The following is a 14,644-nucleotide window of genomic DNA, read 5'->3' as shown; positions in this document are numbered from 1 at the left end:
CTCCTCATCTCGTCCCTGCTCGCGGCGTCGGTGCGACGCCGTCAGGCAAAGTCCACACACTTGTGCGTCCGCGCGCAAGTGGCGCACCGGGTGCAACGGAATTTACCGTGCCAGCAGCGTACGGGCACCGTCGGTAATGGCTTCCGCCGAGACCAGAACATGACGTGCTGCTGGACCTAATGGTACAAACGAGTCAACTCCGGCCACGCGCCGCGCGGCACCGACATATCCGGCGTCGACGAGCGCGGCGATCACCCCCTCGCCGACCCCACCGGAGCGGCGCGTCTCGTCCACCACCAGCACCCGTCCCGTCGCCGAGGACTCCCGGATGATGTCGGCCACCGGCAGCGGGGCCAGCCAGCGCAGATCCACCACCCGGATGCCCACCCCCTCCTCGGCGAGGACCGCAGCGGCCCGCAGCGACATCCGCACCCCGTTACCGAAGGTGATGATGGTCAGGTCGTCGGCCGAGCCGACCCGGTAGACGCGGGCCCGACCGATCGGCACGTGCCCGGAAACCCACGCGCCCGGCTCCGGGTAGGCGGCCAGCCACTCCCCGTCGCCCTCGGCGTACAGGTCACGGGTGTGGTAAAGCGCGATCGGCTCCACGAACACGCAGACGCTGCCGTCCACCGCCGCGCTGGCCAGGCAGGTCCGCAGCATGGGCGCCGCGTCGTCCGGCCGCGCCGGCACCGCGACCACCAGACCTGGCACATCCCGGAGTACGGCCACCGAGTTGTCGTTGTGGAAGTGCCCGCCGAAACCCTCCTGGTACGCCAGCCCGGCGACCCGGACCACCATCGGATTGCGGAACGCCCCCCGCGAGAAGAACTGCATGGTCGCCGCCTCGCCGCGCAGCTGGTCCTCGGCGTTGTGCAGGTACGCCAGGTACTGGATCTCCGGCACCGGCAGCATCCCGGCCAACCCGGCCCCGAGGCCCAGCCCGAGCACCGACGTCTCGTCCAGCAGGGTGTCGAAGACCCGGGCCGCCCCGAAACGGTCGCGCAGCCCCTTCGTCACCCCGTACACACCGCCCTTGGCGGCCACGTCCTCCCCGAAGATCGCCATCTGCGGGTGGTCGAGCATCCCGTCGGCGAGCGCCGCGTTGATGCTCTGCGCCAGACTCATCGGGCCGGCCAGTTCCGGCGGCTTACCGCCGAACGCCTCGACCCGGGCGCCGGCGCCCGGCCCGCTGGCCCGCGCCGCGGCGTCGGCCACCGCCCGCGCCACCCGCACCGGACGGCGTGGGGCCAGCGCCGACACCACGTCGGCCGCGGAGCCCAGCTTCGGCTCGCCCAGCACCTCCTCGGCCAGCCGGCGTACCTGCCAGCCGGTCTCGTCGTACCGGGCCAGCAGCTCCTCGCCGGTGGCCACACCGGCGTCGACGAGCAGCCGCGCGGTGGCGGCCACCGGGTCCCGGTCCAGCTCCTCGGCCAGCTCGGCCGTGCTCCGGTACGCCGACTCCGCGTCCGCACCGGCGTGTCCCATCAGCCGTACCGTGCGCAGGTGCAGCACGGCCGGCCGCCGGTTACGGCGCACCCAGGCCGCCGCCTCGGCCGCCACCGCGTACGTCTGCACCGGGTCGGCCCCGTCCGCGCTGAAGTAGCGGATGCCCGGCTTCGCCCGCAGGGTCGCCTCGACCCAGCCCTCCGGTGAGCGGACGCTGATGCCCAGCCCGTTGTCCTCGCAGACGAAGAGCACCGGGATGCGCAGGCCGGCGTGGTCGTACCAGCCGGCGGTGTTGAACGCGGCGGTGGCGGTGGCGTGGTTGACCGAGGCGTCGCCGAAGGAGCACACCACTATCGCGTCCGGGGGCCACGGAACGGACGCGGGGCCCGCACCGCCGCCGACCCGCACCCCGGCCCCGGTACGCCGCCCGACGCTGTCCAGCCGGCGCAGCCGCTCCACGGCCAGTCCCATCCCGACCGCGCGGGGCAGGTGCGAGGCGATCGTGGAGGTGGTCGGCACGATGGCCAGGTCGGCCCGGCCGAACACCTTGTGCCGGCCGCCCGCGATCGGCTCCTGACTGGAGGCGACCATCCCGCGCAGCACGTCCCGGGCCGCGTCCTCGTACGCCGCGAACCCGCCGACCGCCGACGCGGACCCGGCGGGATCACGCTCGGTCGCCTCGCGGCCAGTCGACTCGGGGTCGGTCGCCTCGGGGTCGGTCGCCTCGCGGTCGGTCGGCCGGGACTCGGAGCGCTCGAAGTCGGCCGGCACGGAACCGGAAAGCACAGACCCGGTAAGCACTGAGCCGGACGGCACAGACCCAGACGGCACGGAACCGGACGGGACGGACCCGGACGGGACGGACCCGGACGGCTTCGGGTCGGCGGTCGCTGCCGAACCCACGGTCGCTGCCGAATCGGCGGCGGCCTGCGCGGCGCGGACGCAGTAGAAGGCGCCGGAGCGGTAGTGCAGCAGCGCCGGATCGGTGGGGCGCAGCGCGGCGGCGACCGCGGCGTTGCCCTCGTGCCCGGCCGAGCCGATTGTGTAGAAGCCCTCGCCGAAGCCGCGCAGCCAACGGCCGGCCAGGTCGAGCTGCCGGCTGGTCACCTGCGCGTCGAACAGGTCCAGCACCTGCGCCCCGGTCAGTGGGGCATCGTCGCTGACCGGGTCGGCGGGGTCACGCCGCCGCACCGCGGCGGGCAGCGCCGCCAGCGTCTCCCGGAACCGGTCGTCGAGATCTTGCGGGGTCGTCACGTGGGACAGCATTACCGACGAGAGCCAGTGTCGCCCAGTGGGACACGGCTGGCGCCTGTCGACTCACTCCGGCCCGCAGGGCTCCGAACAGTCCTCGTCGGACATCTTCCGGACCAGGTCACGAAGGGTGCTCAGCTCCCGGTCGGTCAGCCCGGACAGGAGTCGGGAGTCGGACATCACCTCGGTCACCCGGTCCCGTTCGACGCGTCCCCGCTCGGTCACCACCAACGTCTTCTGCCTGCGGTCCGCCGGGTCGGTGCGGCGCTCGACCAACCCGACCTGCTCCAGCTTGTCGACGAGGATCGTCACGTTCGACCGGTCGCAGCCCAGTCGACCGGCGAGGTCACGGGCGGGCAGCGGGTGGTCCGGGTCCAGTTCGCGCAACGCCCGGGCCGCCGCCGGGGTGAGCCCCAACTGAGCGAACGCGACGCCCTGCCGGTGCCGCAGCGCGGTGATCACCTGCGTCATCCGACGCACCACATCGTCGGCGAGGCCAGCCCGATCCACCGGTCCACCGGTTGCGGGCCCCGCCTCCTGCGTCACGTCCACATCGTACGCACGGCGCCCGGTCGCGGAGCTCGGCGATCGGGTTCGCGCACGCCGCCCACCGCGGCGACGCCGCCCGCGCCGGGACCGACCGGAACGGACCAGGAGCAGTTCGCCCATCCGTCCGGTGGCGACGACTGCACCTCGGTGCACGTCTCACGCCGACTGTGCCGGGACTTGCTCACCGGCCGGTCGGCACCCGCGGTGGTGCACCTCGCCTGGCGGTGGTGCACCGGCCGACACCACTAGAACGAGGATCGAACACGATCTTGGCGCGGTCAGCCGGGGAGAGCGGTCAGCCGGGGAGGAAGGAGAAGCGGACCTGGCGGGTGGGGTTGTCGCCGTTGGTGTCGACGAGACAGATCGACTGCCACGTGCCCAGCGCCAGACGCCCGCCGAGCACCGGCAGCGTGGCGTACGGCGGGACGAACGCCGGCAGCACGTGATCCCGACCGTGGCCGGGTGAGCCGTGCCGGTGCCGCCAGCGGTCCGTCGTGGGGAGCAGGTCGTCCAGCGCGCTGAGCAGGTCGTCGTCGGAGCCCGACCCGGTCTCGATGATCGCCAGGCCAGCCGTGGCGTGCGGCACGAAGACGTGCAGCAGGCCGTCGCCCTCCCCGGAGACGAACTGTTGGGCTTCGGCGGTGATGTCCCGGACGGTCGGCCGGGACCCGGTCTGGACGGTGATCACGTCGCTGCGCATACGTCGCATTCTGCCGGAGAGCGGGGTCAGTAACTGCCGCCACCGCCACCCGAGTCGCCGCCGCCGGACCAACCGCCACCCGAGTCACCGCCGCTGGACGAGCCCCCGCCGGAGTCACCGCTGGACCAGCCCCAGCCGGACCAGCCTCCCCCGGAGTCGCCGCCGACCGGTTGCGTACCGTCGGAGCGGTCGTGGTCGCCGTCGCGCTGGCGGTCGACGTGCCCGCTCCCGGCGTCCCCGGCGGGCATCGGGTAGAGGGGGTACCCGGCGGCGCCGTCCGAGTCCGGACGGCGGCGACGGCGACCTCCGTCCTGGCCGCTCACGCGGGCCGCGCGGCTCGTCTGCCGCAGCAGGACCACGCCGAACACGACCAGCAGGGCCCCGAGGGCCATCAGTCCCACCGTCGGCCAGGTGTTGCCGGCAGCGAGGGCGAACACGCCGATGACCAGGCCCGCCACCCCGACAACGATCATGCTGGCGGCAATCGCGACAGAACGTCCGTTCATGGTGCCGACGGTAGGAGTGCCGGTCAAACCGCTCAGGTTTCACCGGGCCGTCGCGTTAAGTTACCGGCGGGTACCTGTGTTCAGCATCGCGTCCGGGGGGCCTAGACGTGACGAGGGGTGCCACCAGGGGGCAGGATGGCGCTAGAGACCTATCCCACACACAACCGAGGGAACGCCTGTGGCTACGGAACGCAAGCGCCCGGTGATCAGCGACGGCCTACCGAGCCAGCTTCCGGACATCGACCCTGACGAGACAAGCGAATGGGTCGAGTCGCTTGACGGTGTCATCGACGAACGCGGAGCCAAGCGCGCCCGCTACGTCATGCTGCGCCTGCTGGAGCGGGCCCGTGAGCGCCAGGTCGGGGTTCCGCCCCTGACCACCACCGATTACATCAACACCATCCCGTCCGAGCGCGAGCCCTGGTTCCCGGGTGACGAGCACGTCGAGCGGCGGATCCGGGCGTACGTCCGGTGGAACGCCGCCATGCTGGTGCACCGGGCGCAGCGCCCGGAGATCGGCGTCGGCGGGCACATCTCCACCTTCGCCAGCTCCGCGTCGCTCTACGAGGTGGGCTTCAACCACTTCTTCCGGGGCAAGAACCACCCGGGCGGTGGCGACCAGATCTTCTACCAGGGCCACGCCTCCCCCGGCATGTACGCGCGGGCGTTCCTGGAGGGGCGGCTCAGCGAGCACCAGCTCGACGGGTTCCGCCAGGAGCTGTCGCACCCCGGTGGTGGGTTGCCGTCGTACCCGCACCCGCGGCTGATGCCGGACTTCTGGGAGTTCCCCACCGTTTCGATGGGCCTCGGCGGTCTGAACGCGATCTACCAGGCCCGGTTCAACAGGTACCTGCAGCACCGCGGCATCAAGGACACCTCCCAGCAGCACGTCTGGGCGTTCCTCGGCGACGGCGAGATGGACGAGCCGGAGACGCTCGGCGCCATCGGCGTGGCCGCCCGCGAGGAGCTGGACAACCTCACCTTCGTGATCAACTGCAACCTGCAGCGGCTGGACGGCCCGGTACGGGGCAACGGCAAGGTCATGCAGGAGCTGGAGGCGTTCTTCCGGGGTGCCGGCTGGAACGTGATCAAGGTCGTCTGGGGCCGCGAGTGGGACCCGCTGCTCGCCGCGGACACCGACGGCGCGCTGGTCAACCTCATGAACACCACGACCGACGGCGACTACCAGACCTACAAGGCGGAGTCGGGCGCGTACGTGCGGGAGCACTTCTTCGGCCGGGACGCACGGACCCGCAAGATGGTCGAGCCGCTCAGCGACGACGAGATCTGGAACCTCAAGCGGGGTGGGCACGACTACCGCAAGCTCTACGCGGCCTACAAGGCGGCCACCGAGCACACCGGTCAGCCCACAGTCATCCTGGCGAAGACGATCAAGGGCTGGACGCTCGGCTCGCACTTCGAGGGCCGCAACGCGACCCACCAGATGAAGAAGCTGACGCTGGAGGATCTGAAGACCTTCCGCGACCGTCTCTACCTGGACATCCCGGACAAGGCGCTGGAGGACAACCCCTACCTGCCGCCGTACTTCCACCCGGGTGAGAAGTCCGAGGAGCTGGCGTACCTGAAGGAGCGGCGCGAGCAGCTCGGCGGTTACCTGCCGTCCCGGCGGACCAGCACGAAGCGGCTGGCCATCCCCGGCCCGGAGCGGTTCGCCGACATCAAGCGCGGCTCGGGCAAGCAGAAGGTGGCCACCACGCAGGCCTTCGTCCGTCTGCTCAAGGACGTGATGAAGGACAAGGAGTTCGGCAAGCGTTGGGTGCCGATCATCCCGGACGAGGCCCGCACCTTCGGTCTCGACTCGATCTTCCCGACCGCGAAGATCTACTCGCCGCACGGCCAGCGCTACACCTCGGTCGACCGGGAGCTGTTCCTGTCGTACAAGGAGTCGACCTCCGGGCAGATCCTGCACGAGGGGATCAACGAGGCCGGTTCGGTGGCCTCGTTCACCGCGGCCGGCTCGGCGTACGCCACGCACGACGAGCCGATGATCCCGATGTACATCTTCTACTCGATGTTCGGGTTCCAGCGGACCGCCGACGGGCTGTGGGCCGCGGCCGACCAGATGGCCCGGGGCTTCCTGCTCGGCGCCACCGCGGGTCGGACCACGCTCAACGGTGAGGGCCTCCAGCACGAGGACGGGCACTCCCTGCTGATCGCCGCCACCAACCCGGCGGTGGTCGCGTACGACCCGGCGTTCGCGTACGAGATCGCACACATCCTGGAGCAGGGCCTGCACCGGATGTACGGGGACGCGCAGGAGAACGTCTTCTACTACCTGACGGTCTACAACGAGCCGACGTTGCAGCCGGCCGAGCCAGCCGACGTGGACGTGGAGGGCCTGCTCAAGGGCATCTACCGCTACGCGCCGGCCCCGCAGGTCGACGGCCCGAAGGCCAACCTGCTGGCCTCGGGCACCGGGATGCAGTGGGCGCTCAAGGCCCAGCAGCTGCTCGCCCAGGACTGGGGGGTGGGCGCCGACGTCTGGTCGGTGACCTCGTGGACCGAGCTGCGCCGCGACGCGGTGGAGACCGAGGAGTACAACCTCCTCAACCCGGGCGCCGAGGCGAAGATCCCGTACATCCAGCAGAAGCTGGCCGACGCGGACGGGCCGAAGGTCGCGGTCAGCGACTTCATGCGTGCCGTACCGGATCTGATCGCCCGCTGGGTGCCCGGCGACTACACGTCGCTCGGCACGGACGGCTTCGGCATGTCGGACACCCGGCACGCGCTGCGTCGGCACTTCCACGTCGACGCGGAGTCGATCGTGGTAGCCACGCTGCGGCAGCTCGCCCGCAGCGGCGCGGTCGCGGCCACGATCCCGGCCGAGGCCGCCAAGAAGTACGCGATCGACGACGTCAACGCCGCCCCGGTGGGCGAGACCGGCGGCGACAGCTAGACCCCAGCACCATCGACGAAGGGCCCGACGCTGCGCGCCGGGCCCTTCGTCATGCCTGCCCCCACTTGCACCCGTCGATCATGCAGTTGTGGTGGTGGACGAAGCGCTTGAATCGCACCTTTCCCGGCACCACAAGTCCATGATCGACGCCAAGCTGGGGCGGGGGTGGGGGTGGTGTACGGAGCGGCGGTGGTCCGGGGGCCCTGGCGGGGATCCGGACCACCGCCGTCGCGGGTGACGCCGGGAGGATGGGCGCTCGTCAGCCGACGGCGGCCAGGTCGGTGAGCCGGGCCAGCGAGTCCTCCAGGTCGGCGCCGACCCGACGCAGTCCGAGGCGCAGCAGGGCCGCCTTGACCGGGCCGGCCGGCCAGCGGACCACGATGAGCCGCACGATGGTCCCGCCCTCCTCCTCATCGGTGGTGAGCTGGACGTAGATCTCGGTGCGTGCCTCCGCCCGAGAGCCGGCGCCCTTGGCCCGTTCCCGCCAGCCGATCAACGTCGGCTCCTGGTAGGCGATCACCTCGGCCTCGTGCGCCGAGCCGCGCCCCGCCTGGACCAGTTGTCGCCGGCCGAAGCCCTCACCCGAGAGCACTTCGGCCGCGCGAACCCCGGCCAGCCAGGCCGGCAACTGCTCGGCCCGCTGGACAACATCCCAGACCACTTCAATTGGCGCCGCCACGTGCGCACTGCGTTCAACGAGGATCATTTTCCGTCTTCCTCCGGTGAGGACATCCCACGATATCGGCACTCTATGCGCTAAATCGGACTTACCTGGACGGGTTCGGAAAAAGACACGCCGATCAACCATTGCGGATTGCGCCAGGCCGGCCTATGGCGCATTCATCGAGAGCGCCCTAAAGTCCCGAACACATTTCACGTTGATCGGGAGGGCGCATGTCCACCGCACCGATGCCCGAGTTCCCCGCCGGCTTCCGCTGGGGCGTCTCCACGTCCGCCCACCAGATCGAGGGTGCCAGCACGGCCGACGGACGCGGTCCGTCCATCTGGGACACCTTCGCGCACTCCCCGGGCCGGATCAGCGACGGCAGCAACGGCGCGGTGGCCTGCGACCACTACCACCGGCACACCGAGGACGTCGCGCTGCTGGCCGGACTGGGCGTGTCGGCGTACCGGTTCTCCATCGCCTGGCCCCGGGTGCGGCCCACCGGCACCGGCCCGGCCAACCCGGCCGGCCTGGACTTCTACGACCGGCTGGTGGACGAGTTGCTGGCCGCCGGCATCGACCCGGTGGCCACCCTGTACCACTGGGACCTGCCGCAACCGCTCGAAGACGCCGGCGGCTGGCTGCACCGCGACACCGCCGCCCGCTTCGCCGAGTACGCCGACCTGACCGCCGCCCGGCTCGGCGACCGGGTCCGGCTCTGGATCACCCTCAACGAGCCGTTCATCCACATGAGCCTCGGCTACGGCATGGGCGAGCACGCCCCCGGCCGGGCGCTGCTCTTCGACGCCTTCCCGGTCGCCCACCACCAACTGCTCGGGCACGGGCTCGCCGTCGCCGCGCTGCGATCGCACACCAGCAGCCCGGTGGCGATCGCCAACAACTACTCGCCGGTGCGGGTGCTCGGCGACCGGGACGCCGACCGGGCCGCCGGGGCCGCGTACGAGGTGCTGCACAACCGGCTCTTCACCGATCCGCTGCTCGGTCGCGGCTACCCCGAGCTGCCCGGCTTCGACCCGGGCATCGTCCGCCCCGGCGATCTGGACACCATCGCCGCGCCGATCGACGTGCTCGGGGTCAACTACTACAACCCCACGGGTGTACGGGCCGCCGAGGAGGGTTCACCACTGCCGTTCGACCTGGTGCCGCTGGACGGCTATCCGCGTACCGCCTTCGACTGGCCGGTGGCCCCGGACGGGCTGCACGAGTTGCTCGGCTGGCTCCGCGACACGTACGGCGACGCGCTGCCGCCCATCGAGATCACCGAGGGCGGCTGCGCGTACGACGACGCACCCGACGCGCACGGGCAGGTGGCGGATCCGGAGCGGATCGCGTACCTCGACGGGCACCTGCGGGCGGTCCGGGCCGCCATCGACGACGGGGTGGATGTCCGCGGGTACTTCGTCTGGTCGCTGCTCGACAACTGGGAGTGGGCCGAGGGGTTCACCAAGCGCTTCGGTCTGGTGCACGTGGACTTCGCCACCCAGACGCGTACGCCGAAGTCGTCGTACACCTGGTTGCGGGACGTGATCGCGGCCTCCCGGGGCGGGTCGGCGCGGTGACCACCCTGGACCCGACGCCGGCGTCGCCGCCGGCGGCGCTCGCCGAGCCGACGGTTCCGGTGCGGCGCGGCTGGATCGGTCTGATCTTCGCCGCCAACCTGGGCGTGTGGATGGCGTTCTTCACGCCCATCCAGGTGCTGCTGCCGCAGCAGATCGAGCAGATCGCACCGGGCGACAAGGAGAACATGCTGGCCGTGGTCACCGGCCTCGGCGCGCTGGCCGCGGTGCTCGCCAACCCCCTGGCCGGCGCGTTCTCCGACCGGACGTGCCTGCGGATCGCCGGCCGCGAGTTCGGTCGTCGGCACGTCTGGACGGCGGGTGGGGCCCTGCTCGGCGCGGCGGCCCTGGTGCTGCTGGCCCAGCAGCGGACCATCCTCGGCGTCGCCCTCGGCTGGGTGGCCGCGCAGGTCTGCTTCAACGCGATGCTGGCCAGCCTCAGCGCGGCCATCCCGGACCGGGTGCCGGTGACGCAACGCGGCGGCGTCTCGGGTTGGGTGGGCATCCCGCAGGCGCTCGGGCTGGTGCTCGGCGCGGTGCTGGTCACCGCCGTGGTCACCGGCAACGCCGCCGGCTACCTGGCCATCGCGGTGGCCATCCTGCTGCTGTCGCTGCCGTTCGCGCTGCTCACTCCCGACGAGCCGCTGCCGCGTACCCATCGGCCCGTGGTGCGCACCCGGGCGCTGCTGGCCTCGATGTGGATCAGCCCGCGCCGGCACCCGGATTTCGCCTGGGCCTGGCTCACCCGGTTCCTGGTCCAGCTCGGCAACGCGTTGGGCACCCTCTACCTGCTGTACTTCCTCACCGACGGGGTGCACCACGCCGATCCCGAGAGTGGCCTGCTCGTGCTGATCCTGCTCTACACGCTCGGCATGATGCTGACCGCGGTGGTGGCCGGCCGAATGTCCGACCGCTCCGGACGCCGCAAGATCTACGTGATCGTCTCCGGGCTGATCATGGCGGTGGCGGCGCTGCTGCTCGCGGTCGCGCCGGTCTGGCCGATGGCCATCGTCGCGGCGCTGCTGCTCGGCGCCGGCTACGGCGTCTACCTCTCGGTGGACGCCGCGTTGATCACCCAGGTGCTGCCCCGGGCCACCGACCGGGCCAAGGACCTGGGCGTCATCAACATCGCCAACTCCGCGCCGCAGGTGCTCGGGCCGGCCCTGTCCGCCCCGCTCGTGGTGTACCTGGGCGGTTACCCCACGCTCTACGCGGTCACCGCCGTGGTCACCCTGATCGGCAGCGCCCTGGTGGTGAAGATCCGTTCGGTGCCGTGAGTCAGGGGGGCGTGGCCAAAAGCGGTCGCCGCCCGCCGTAGGCTGGGGGACGTGACGGTACGTGTGCGCTTCGCCCCCTCCCCGACCGGTATGTTCCACGTCGGCGGTGCCCGCTCGGCACTGCAGAACTGGATCTACGCCAAGCAGCAGGGCGGGGTGTTCGTGCTGCGCGTCGAGGACACCGACGCGGCGCGCAACAAACCCGAGTGGACCGAGGGCATCCTCTCCGCGCTGGACTGGATCGGCATCTCCCGGGGCAGCTACGAGGGTCCGTACTTCCAGTCGGAGAACGCCGGCGAGCACCGGGCCGCCGCCGCTCGCCTCTACGACTCGGGTCGCGCCTACTACTGCGACTGCACCCGCGAGGACGTGCAGGCCCGCACCGGCTCGCAGTACCAGGGCTACGACGGCTACCACCGCGACCGTGGCCTCGGCCCCGGCCCGGGGCACGCGCTGCGCTTCCGTACGCCCGACGAGGGCACGACCGTGGTGGTCGACCTGATCCGCGGTGAGCCCACCTTCGAGAACAAGCTCATCGAGGACTTCGTCATCGCCCGGGGCGACGGCTCGCCCGTCTTCCTGCTGGCCAACGTCGTCGACGACATGACCATGGGGATCACCCACGTGATCCGGGCCGAGGAGCACCTGCCCAACACGCCCAAGCAGCAGCTGCTGTGGGACGCGCTCGGGGTCAAGCCGCCGATCTGGGCGCACGTGCCGGTGGTCGTCAACGAGAAGCGGCAGAAGCTCTCCAAGCGGCGGGACAAGGTCGCCCTGGAGGCGTACCGCGACGAGGGTTACCTCGCCGGGGCGATGCGCAACTACCTGATGCTGCTCGGCTGGGCGCCGTCGGGCGACCGCGAGATCGTTGCCTGGTCGGTCATCGAGGACGAGTTCCGGTTGGAGGAGGTCAACCCCTCCCCCGCGTTCTTCGACGAGAAGAAGCTGCGCGCGTTCAACGGTGAGTACATTCGGGCGCTGTCCGTGCCCGACTTCATCGACGCCTGCCAGCCGTGGCTGACCGGCACCGGGACCATCGCGCCGCCGCCCTGGCAGCCGGAGGAGTTCGACGCCGACGCGTTCGCCGCAGTCGCCCCGCTGGCCCAGACCCGGCTCGCGGTGCTCAGCGAGATCGTCCCGAACGTCGACTTCCTCTTCCTCGCCTCGCCGCTGATCGACGAGGCCGCCTGGGCCAAGACGATGAAGGACGGCTCGGCCGAGCTGCTGGACGCGGCCATCGCGGCGTTCGAGTCGCTGGAGTCGTGGGACGCCGAGACGCTGAAGTCGACGCTGGAGGCGGTCGGCGCCGAGCGGGGCCTCAAGCTCGGCAAGACACAGGCACCGGTACGCGTCGCGGTCACCGGCCGCACCGTGGGTCTGCCGCTGTTCGAGTCGCTGGAGGTCCTCGGTCGCGAGCGCACCCTGACCCGGATGCGCGCCGCCCGACTCCGCCTGGTCTGACCGTCGCTCGTCGACGCGTCAAGAACGGCGACCGGGTCACCGCCCTCGCCGGCGCCCTCGCGCGTCGCCGTCGCGCGTCGCCCTCGCACGTCGCTGGCGCCCTCGCGCGTCGCTGGCGCCCTCGCGCGTCGCTGGCGCCCTCGCGCGTCGCTGGCGCCCTCGCGCGTCGCTGGCGCCCTCGCGCGTCGCTGGCGCAACTGCGCATCGCCCTTCCTTTGCTCTGCACCCCAATACGCGCCGGTCACAGACCGTAGCTGTCGCATCCGCGGGTGCAGAGCAAAGGATGACCGATACCCCTGACCCACCGGGGGCGGTGAGTTTCAGCGGGTCACCGAACGCGTCGGCGCCGACGGAACATGAGGGCGGTTGCGAGTGCGGCGAGCAGCAGCAGGCCGCCGAGCGCCCCGGTCCACAGGCGACCGCCGGAGTCGGACTGCTCCGACGCCGCCGGCACCGCGGAGGCCGTCGAGCTGGCAGGTGTCGCCGACGCGGGCCCGGCGGAGGGTGTGCCGACGGCCGAGGGTGAGCCGGCCGGGCTGGCGCCGACGGCGGCCGACGGCGAGGCGGACGGGTCGGCGGCGGTCCCGGTCGTCAGGGTGAACCGCACCTCGCCCTTCACCGGGTGCCCGTCGCTGGACGCGAGCTGGTAGCCGACGACGTAGAGCCCCGCGGCCGTCGGCGTGAACGGCACCCGCACGCGGCTGCCGTCGAAGACGGGTGGGCCGCCAGCGACCACATTGTTCGGTCCCGTTATTGTGATCTTCGTCGTAGCCTTTGCCGGCTTGGCGAGGAACCGCAGCTCGATCCGGGCCGGTGCCTTCGCCACTCGGGCACCGTCGCGCGGATCGCTGCCGGTCAGCGAGTTGTGCGCGGCGGCCGGAGTTGCCGGCATCAGGAACGACACACCGAACGCCACGCCGAGCACCACTGGCATGACCCGCACCGTACGTGTAACCCTGCCCCCCATGAACCCCTCCGTAAGGGTACGATCCGCCCGCTGATCAAACGGCTCCTCATTAGTTGAGCAGAGATCGCAGATAGTTCCAATTACTGTTCCAGAAGCTGCAACCCATCGACGTTCTGCGGAGTCTGTAGGAGTAGGCCCGGCCATCTGGTCGATGCCCGCACCGGCAGACCGCTTCAGGCGTCACACCGAAGCCATCCATCGAACGGGGCGAGGAGGCGGGATGGTCCGACACATGAGGCGGTTGGCCGCCGTGCTGGCGGGCGCGCTGGCGACGGCGCTGCTGTCGCTCGGCACCGCCGGCCCGGTCTCGGCGGCGCCGAACACGGCACCGGCCGGGGTGGACATCACGGGCGAGGGGCTCGCCGCGCCGCTGCGGTTGCGCGTGGACACCCAACCCGCCCACGTCGGCGCGGTCATCGACCAGGTCAACTTCCTGGGGCGCACCGGCATGCCGACCGGCCCGAAGCCGGCCGACCTCGGTCCGAAGTACACGGTCGTGGTGTTCGCCGGCGAGACGCCGCAGCAGACCTACGACCTCTATCCCCGGGCGGTCGGTGGCCCGCGGGTCTACCGGCCGGCGAAGCAGCCGGCCGGCAAGGCCAGCGCTGGTTGGTTCCTGGGACGGCTGAGCATGTCCGAGACCCTGCGCACCGCCGGTGTGCCGCTGGAGCGGCAGTTCGACACGGTCAGCGGTGGTGCGGGCGGTGGCGAACGGGTGCTCCCGGAGGACACGCTCGACCCGGCGAAGGACCTCGACGACGCGCTTGGCGACCTACAACGCCTGCTGCTGCTCAACGTCGGGGTGATGCTGACGATCACGGTCGGCCTGGCCGGGATCGCCCTGCTGATCCGCCGCCGCACGCGCTGACCCGCCGCACGCGCTGACCCGCCGCAACCGCTGACCCACCGCACGCGCTGTTTCGCGCGGCGGGCGCTCAGCACCAGCGGCGTGGTGGGCGCTCCCGGCGGGTGGCCCGCGGGCGCGGCCGGACCGGGCCGTGCCGATGCGCCCCGGCCCAGCCGGGAAGTTCGCTGAGGCAACCAGCAGGAACGTCTGCGTCGGGCTCGGCCAGGGCGGCGCCCTCGGCGGAGCGCTGACGCGGGAGCGTGGTCTCGTCGTCCCGGCCGGTGAGCGGCTCCCCCGGGTGCCCCGTCGCGCCGGCAGCCGGCCGGCGGTGTTTGCCAGCCGCCTGCGGGTCGTGGTGCCCCGGTCGGCAGGGCTCGCCCTGGGCGCAGCCGTGCTCGGCCTCCCCGTGCGCCATCCCCGGTCTCCTCACGTTCGCCTCACCCGCGGGTGCTCCCCCGACGTGCCCCTGTCACCGTACT

The 14,644-nt window shown here is 71.6% G+C and carries 12 protein-coding genes; 5 read left to right on the top strand and 7 right to left on the bottom strand.

Going from position 1 to position 14,644, the window contains the following annotated elements; genetic code table 11:
- Window positions 1-102 precede the first annotated feature (102 nt).
- From AB0B14_RS14325 to AB0B14_RS14310, 4 genes are all read right to left on the bottom strand, one after another.
- Entirely contained in the window at window positions 103-2,715 is a 2,613-nt protein-coding gene (locus AB0B14_RS14325; protein WP_357522662.1) for a thiamine pyrophosphate-dependent enzyme, read from the bottom strand.
- 51 nt (window positions 2,716-2,766) lie between these two features.
- Window positions 2,767-3,171, bottom strand: coding sequence for a MarR family winged helix-turn-helix transcriptional regulator (locus AB0B14_RS14320; protein ID WP_357522699.1), 405 nt, complete (start codon window positions 3,169-3,171; stop codon window positions 2,767-2,769).
- A gap of 373 nt (window positions 3,172-3,544) precedes the next feature.
- The gene (locus AB0B14_RS14315) at window positions 3,545-3,949 is read right to left on the bottom strand and encodes a YjbQ family protein (protein WP_357070617.1); all 405 of its coding nucleotides are present in this window, start codon (window positions 3,947-3,949) and stop codon (window positions 3,545-3,547) included.
- Window positions 3,950-3,975: 26 nt separating this feature from the next.
- Complete coding sequence (locus AB0B14_RS14310) at window positions 3,976-4,455, bottom strand: hypothetical protein (protein ID WP_357070620.1); 480 nt, start codon at window positions 4,453-4,455, stop codon at window positions 3,976-3,978.
- Between the two features lie 178 nt (window positions 4,456-4,633).
- Here AB0B14_RS14310 and aceE point away from each other — a divergent pair, with 178 nt between their 5' ends.
- Window positions 4,634-7,372 (top strand): pyruvate dehydrogenase (acetyl-transferring), homodimeric type, encoded by a 2,739-nt coding sequence (gene aceE / locus AB0B14_RS14305; RefSeq protein ID WP_357070623.1) that lies wholly within the window; start codon window positions 4,634-4,636, stop codon window positions 7,370-7,372.
- Between the two features lie 259 nt (window positions 7,373-7,631).
- Here the strand turns inward: aceE and AB0B14_RS14300 are convergent, their stop codons facing one another.
- Window positions 7,632-8,078, bottom strand: coding sequence for an SRPBCC domain-containing protein (locus AB0B14_RS14300; RefSeq protein ID WP_088988232.1), 447 nt, complete (start codon window positions 8,076-8,078; stop codon window positions 7,632-7,634).
- Window positions 8,079-8,266: 188 nt separating this feature from the next.
- Here AB0B14_RS14300 and AB0B14_RS14295 point away from each other — a divergent pair, with 188 nt between their 5' ends.
- The 3 genes from AB0B14_RS14295 to gltX are packed head-to-tail and all read left to right on the top strand — an operon-like array spanning window position 8,267 to window position 12,351.
- Window positions 8,267-9,616: a GH1 family beta-glucosidase gene (locus tag AB0B14_RS14295; protein ID WP_357522661.1), complete on the top strand. Its 1,350-nt coding sequence runs from the start codon at window positions 8,267-8,269 to the stop codon at window positions 9,614-9,616.
- A complete protein-coding gene (locus AB0B14_RS14290) occupies window positions 9,613-10,890 on the top strand; it encodes an MFS transporter (protein WP_357522660.1) in 1,278 nt (425 codons plus the stop codon). The genes AB0B14_RS14295 and AB0B14_RS14290 overlap by 4 nt, the downstream gene beginning before the upstream one ends.
- 51 nt (window positions 10,891-10,941) lie before the next feature.
- A complete protein-coding gene (gene gltX, locus AB0B14_RS14285; RefSeq protein WP_357522659.1) occupies window positions 10,942-12,351 on the top strand; it encodes a glutamate--tRNA ligase in 1,410 nt (469 codons plus the stop codon).
- A gap of 328 nt (window positions 12,352-12,679) precedes the next feature.
- Here the strand turns inward: gltX and AB0B14_RS14280 are convergent, their stop codons facing one another.
- Entirely contained in the window at window positions 12,680-13,285 is a 606-nt protein-coding gene (locus AB0B14_RS14280) for a copper resistance protein CopC (RefSeq protein ID WP_357070636.1), read from the bottom strand.
- 253 nt (window positions 13,286-13,538) lie between these two features.
- On the opposite strand from AB0B14_RS14280, the gene AB0B14_RS14275 reads away from it, so the two are divergent.
- The gene (locus tag AB0B14_RS14275) at window positions 13,539-14,186 is read left to right on the top strand and encodes a hypothetical protein (RefSeq protein ID WP_357070639.1); all 648 of its coding nucleotides are present in this window, start codon (window positions 13,539-13,541) and stop codon (window positions 14,184-14,186) included.
- A 67-nt stretch (window positions 14,187-14,253) separates the two neighbouring features.
- Here AB0B14_RS14275 and AB0B14_RS14270 read toward each other — a convergent pair whose 3' ends face one another.
- Window positions 14,254-14,580, bottom strand: coding sequence for a hypothetical protein (locus AB0B14_RS14270; RefSeq protein ID WP_357522658.1), 327 nt, complete (start codon window positions 14,578-14,580; stop codon window positions 14,254-14,256).
- Window positions 14,581-14,644 lie beyond the last annotated feature (64 nt).

Source organism: Micromonospora sp. NPDC049171, assembly GCF_040648275.1.
In the GTDB taxonomy this organism is placed as follows: domain Bacteria; phylum Actinomycetota; class Actinomycetes; order Mycobacteriales; family Micromonosporaceae; genus Micromonospora.
This window is presented reverse-complemented; position numbering and strand designations above follow the sequence as displayed.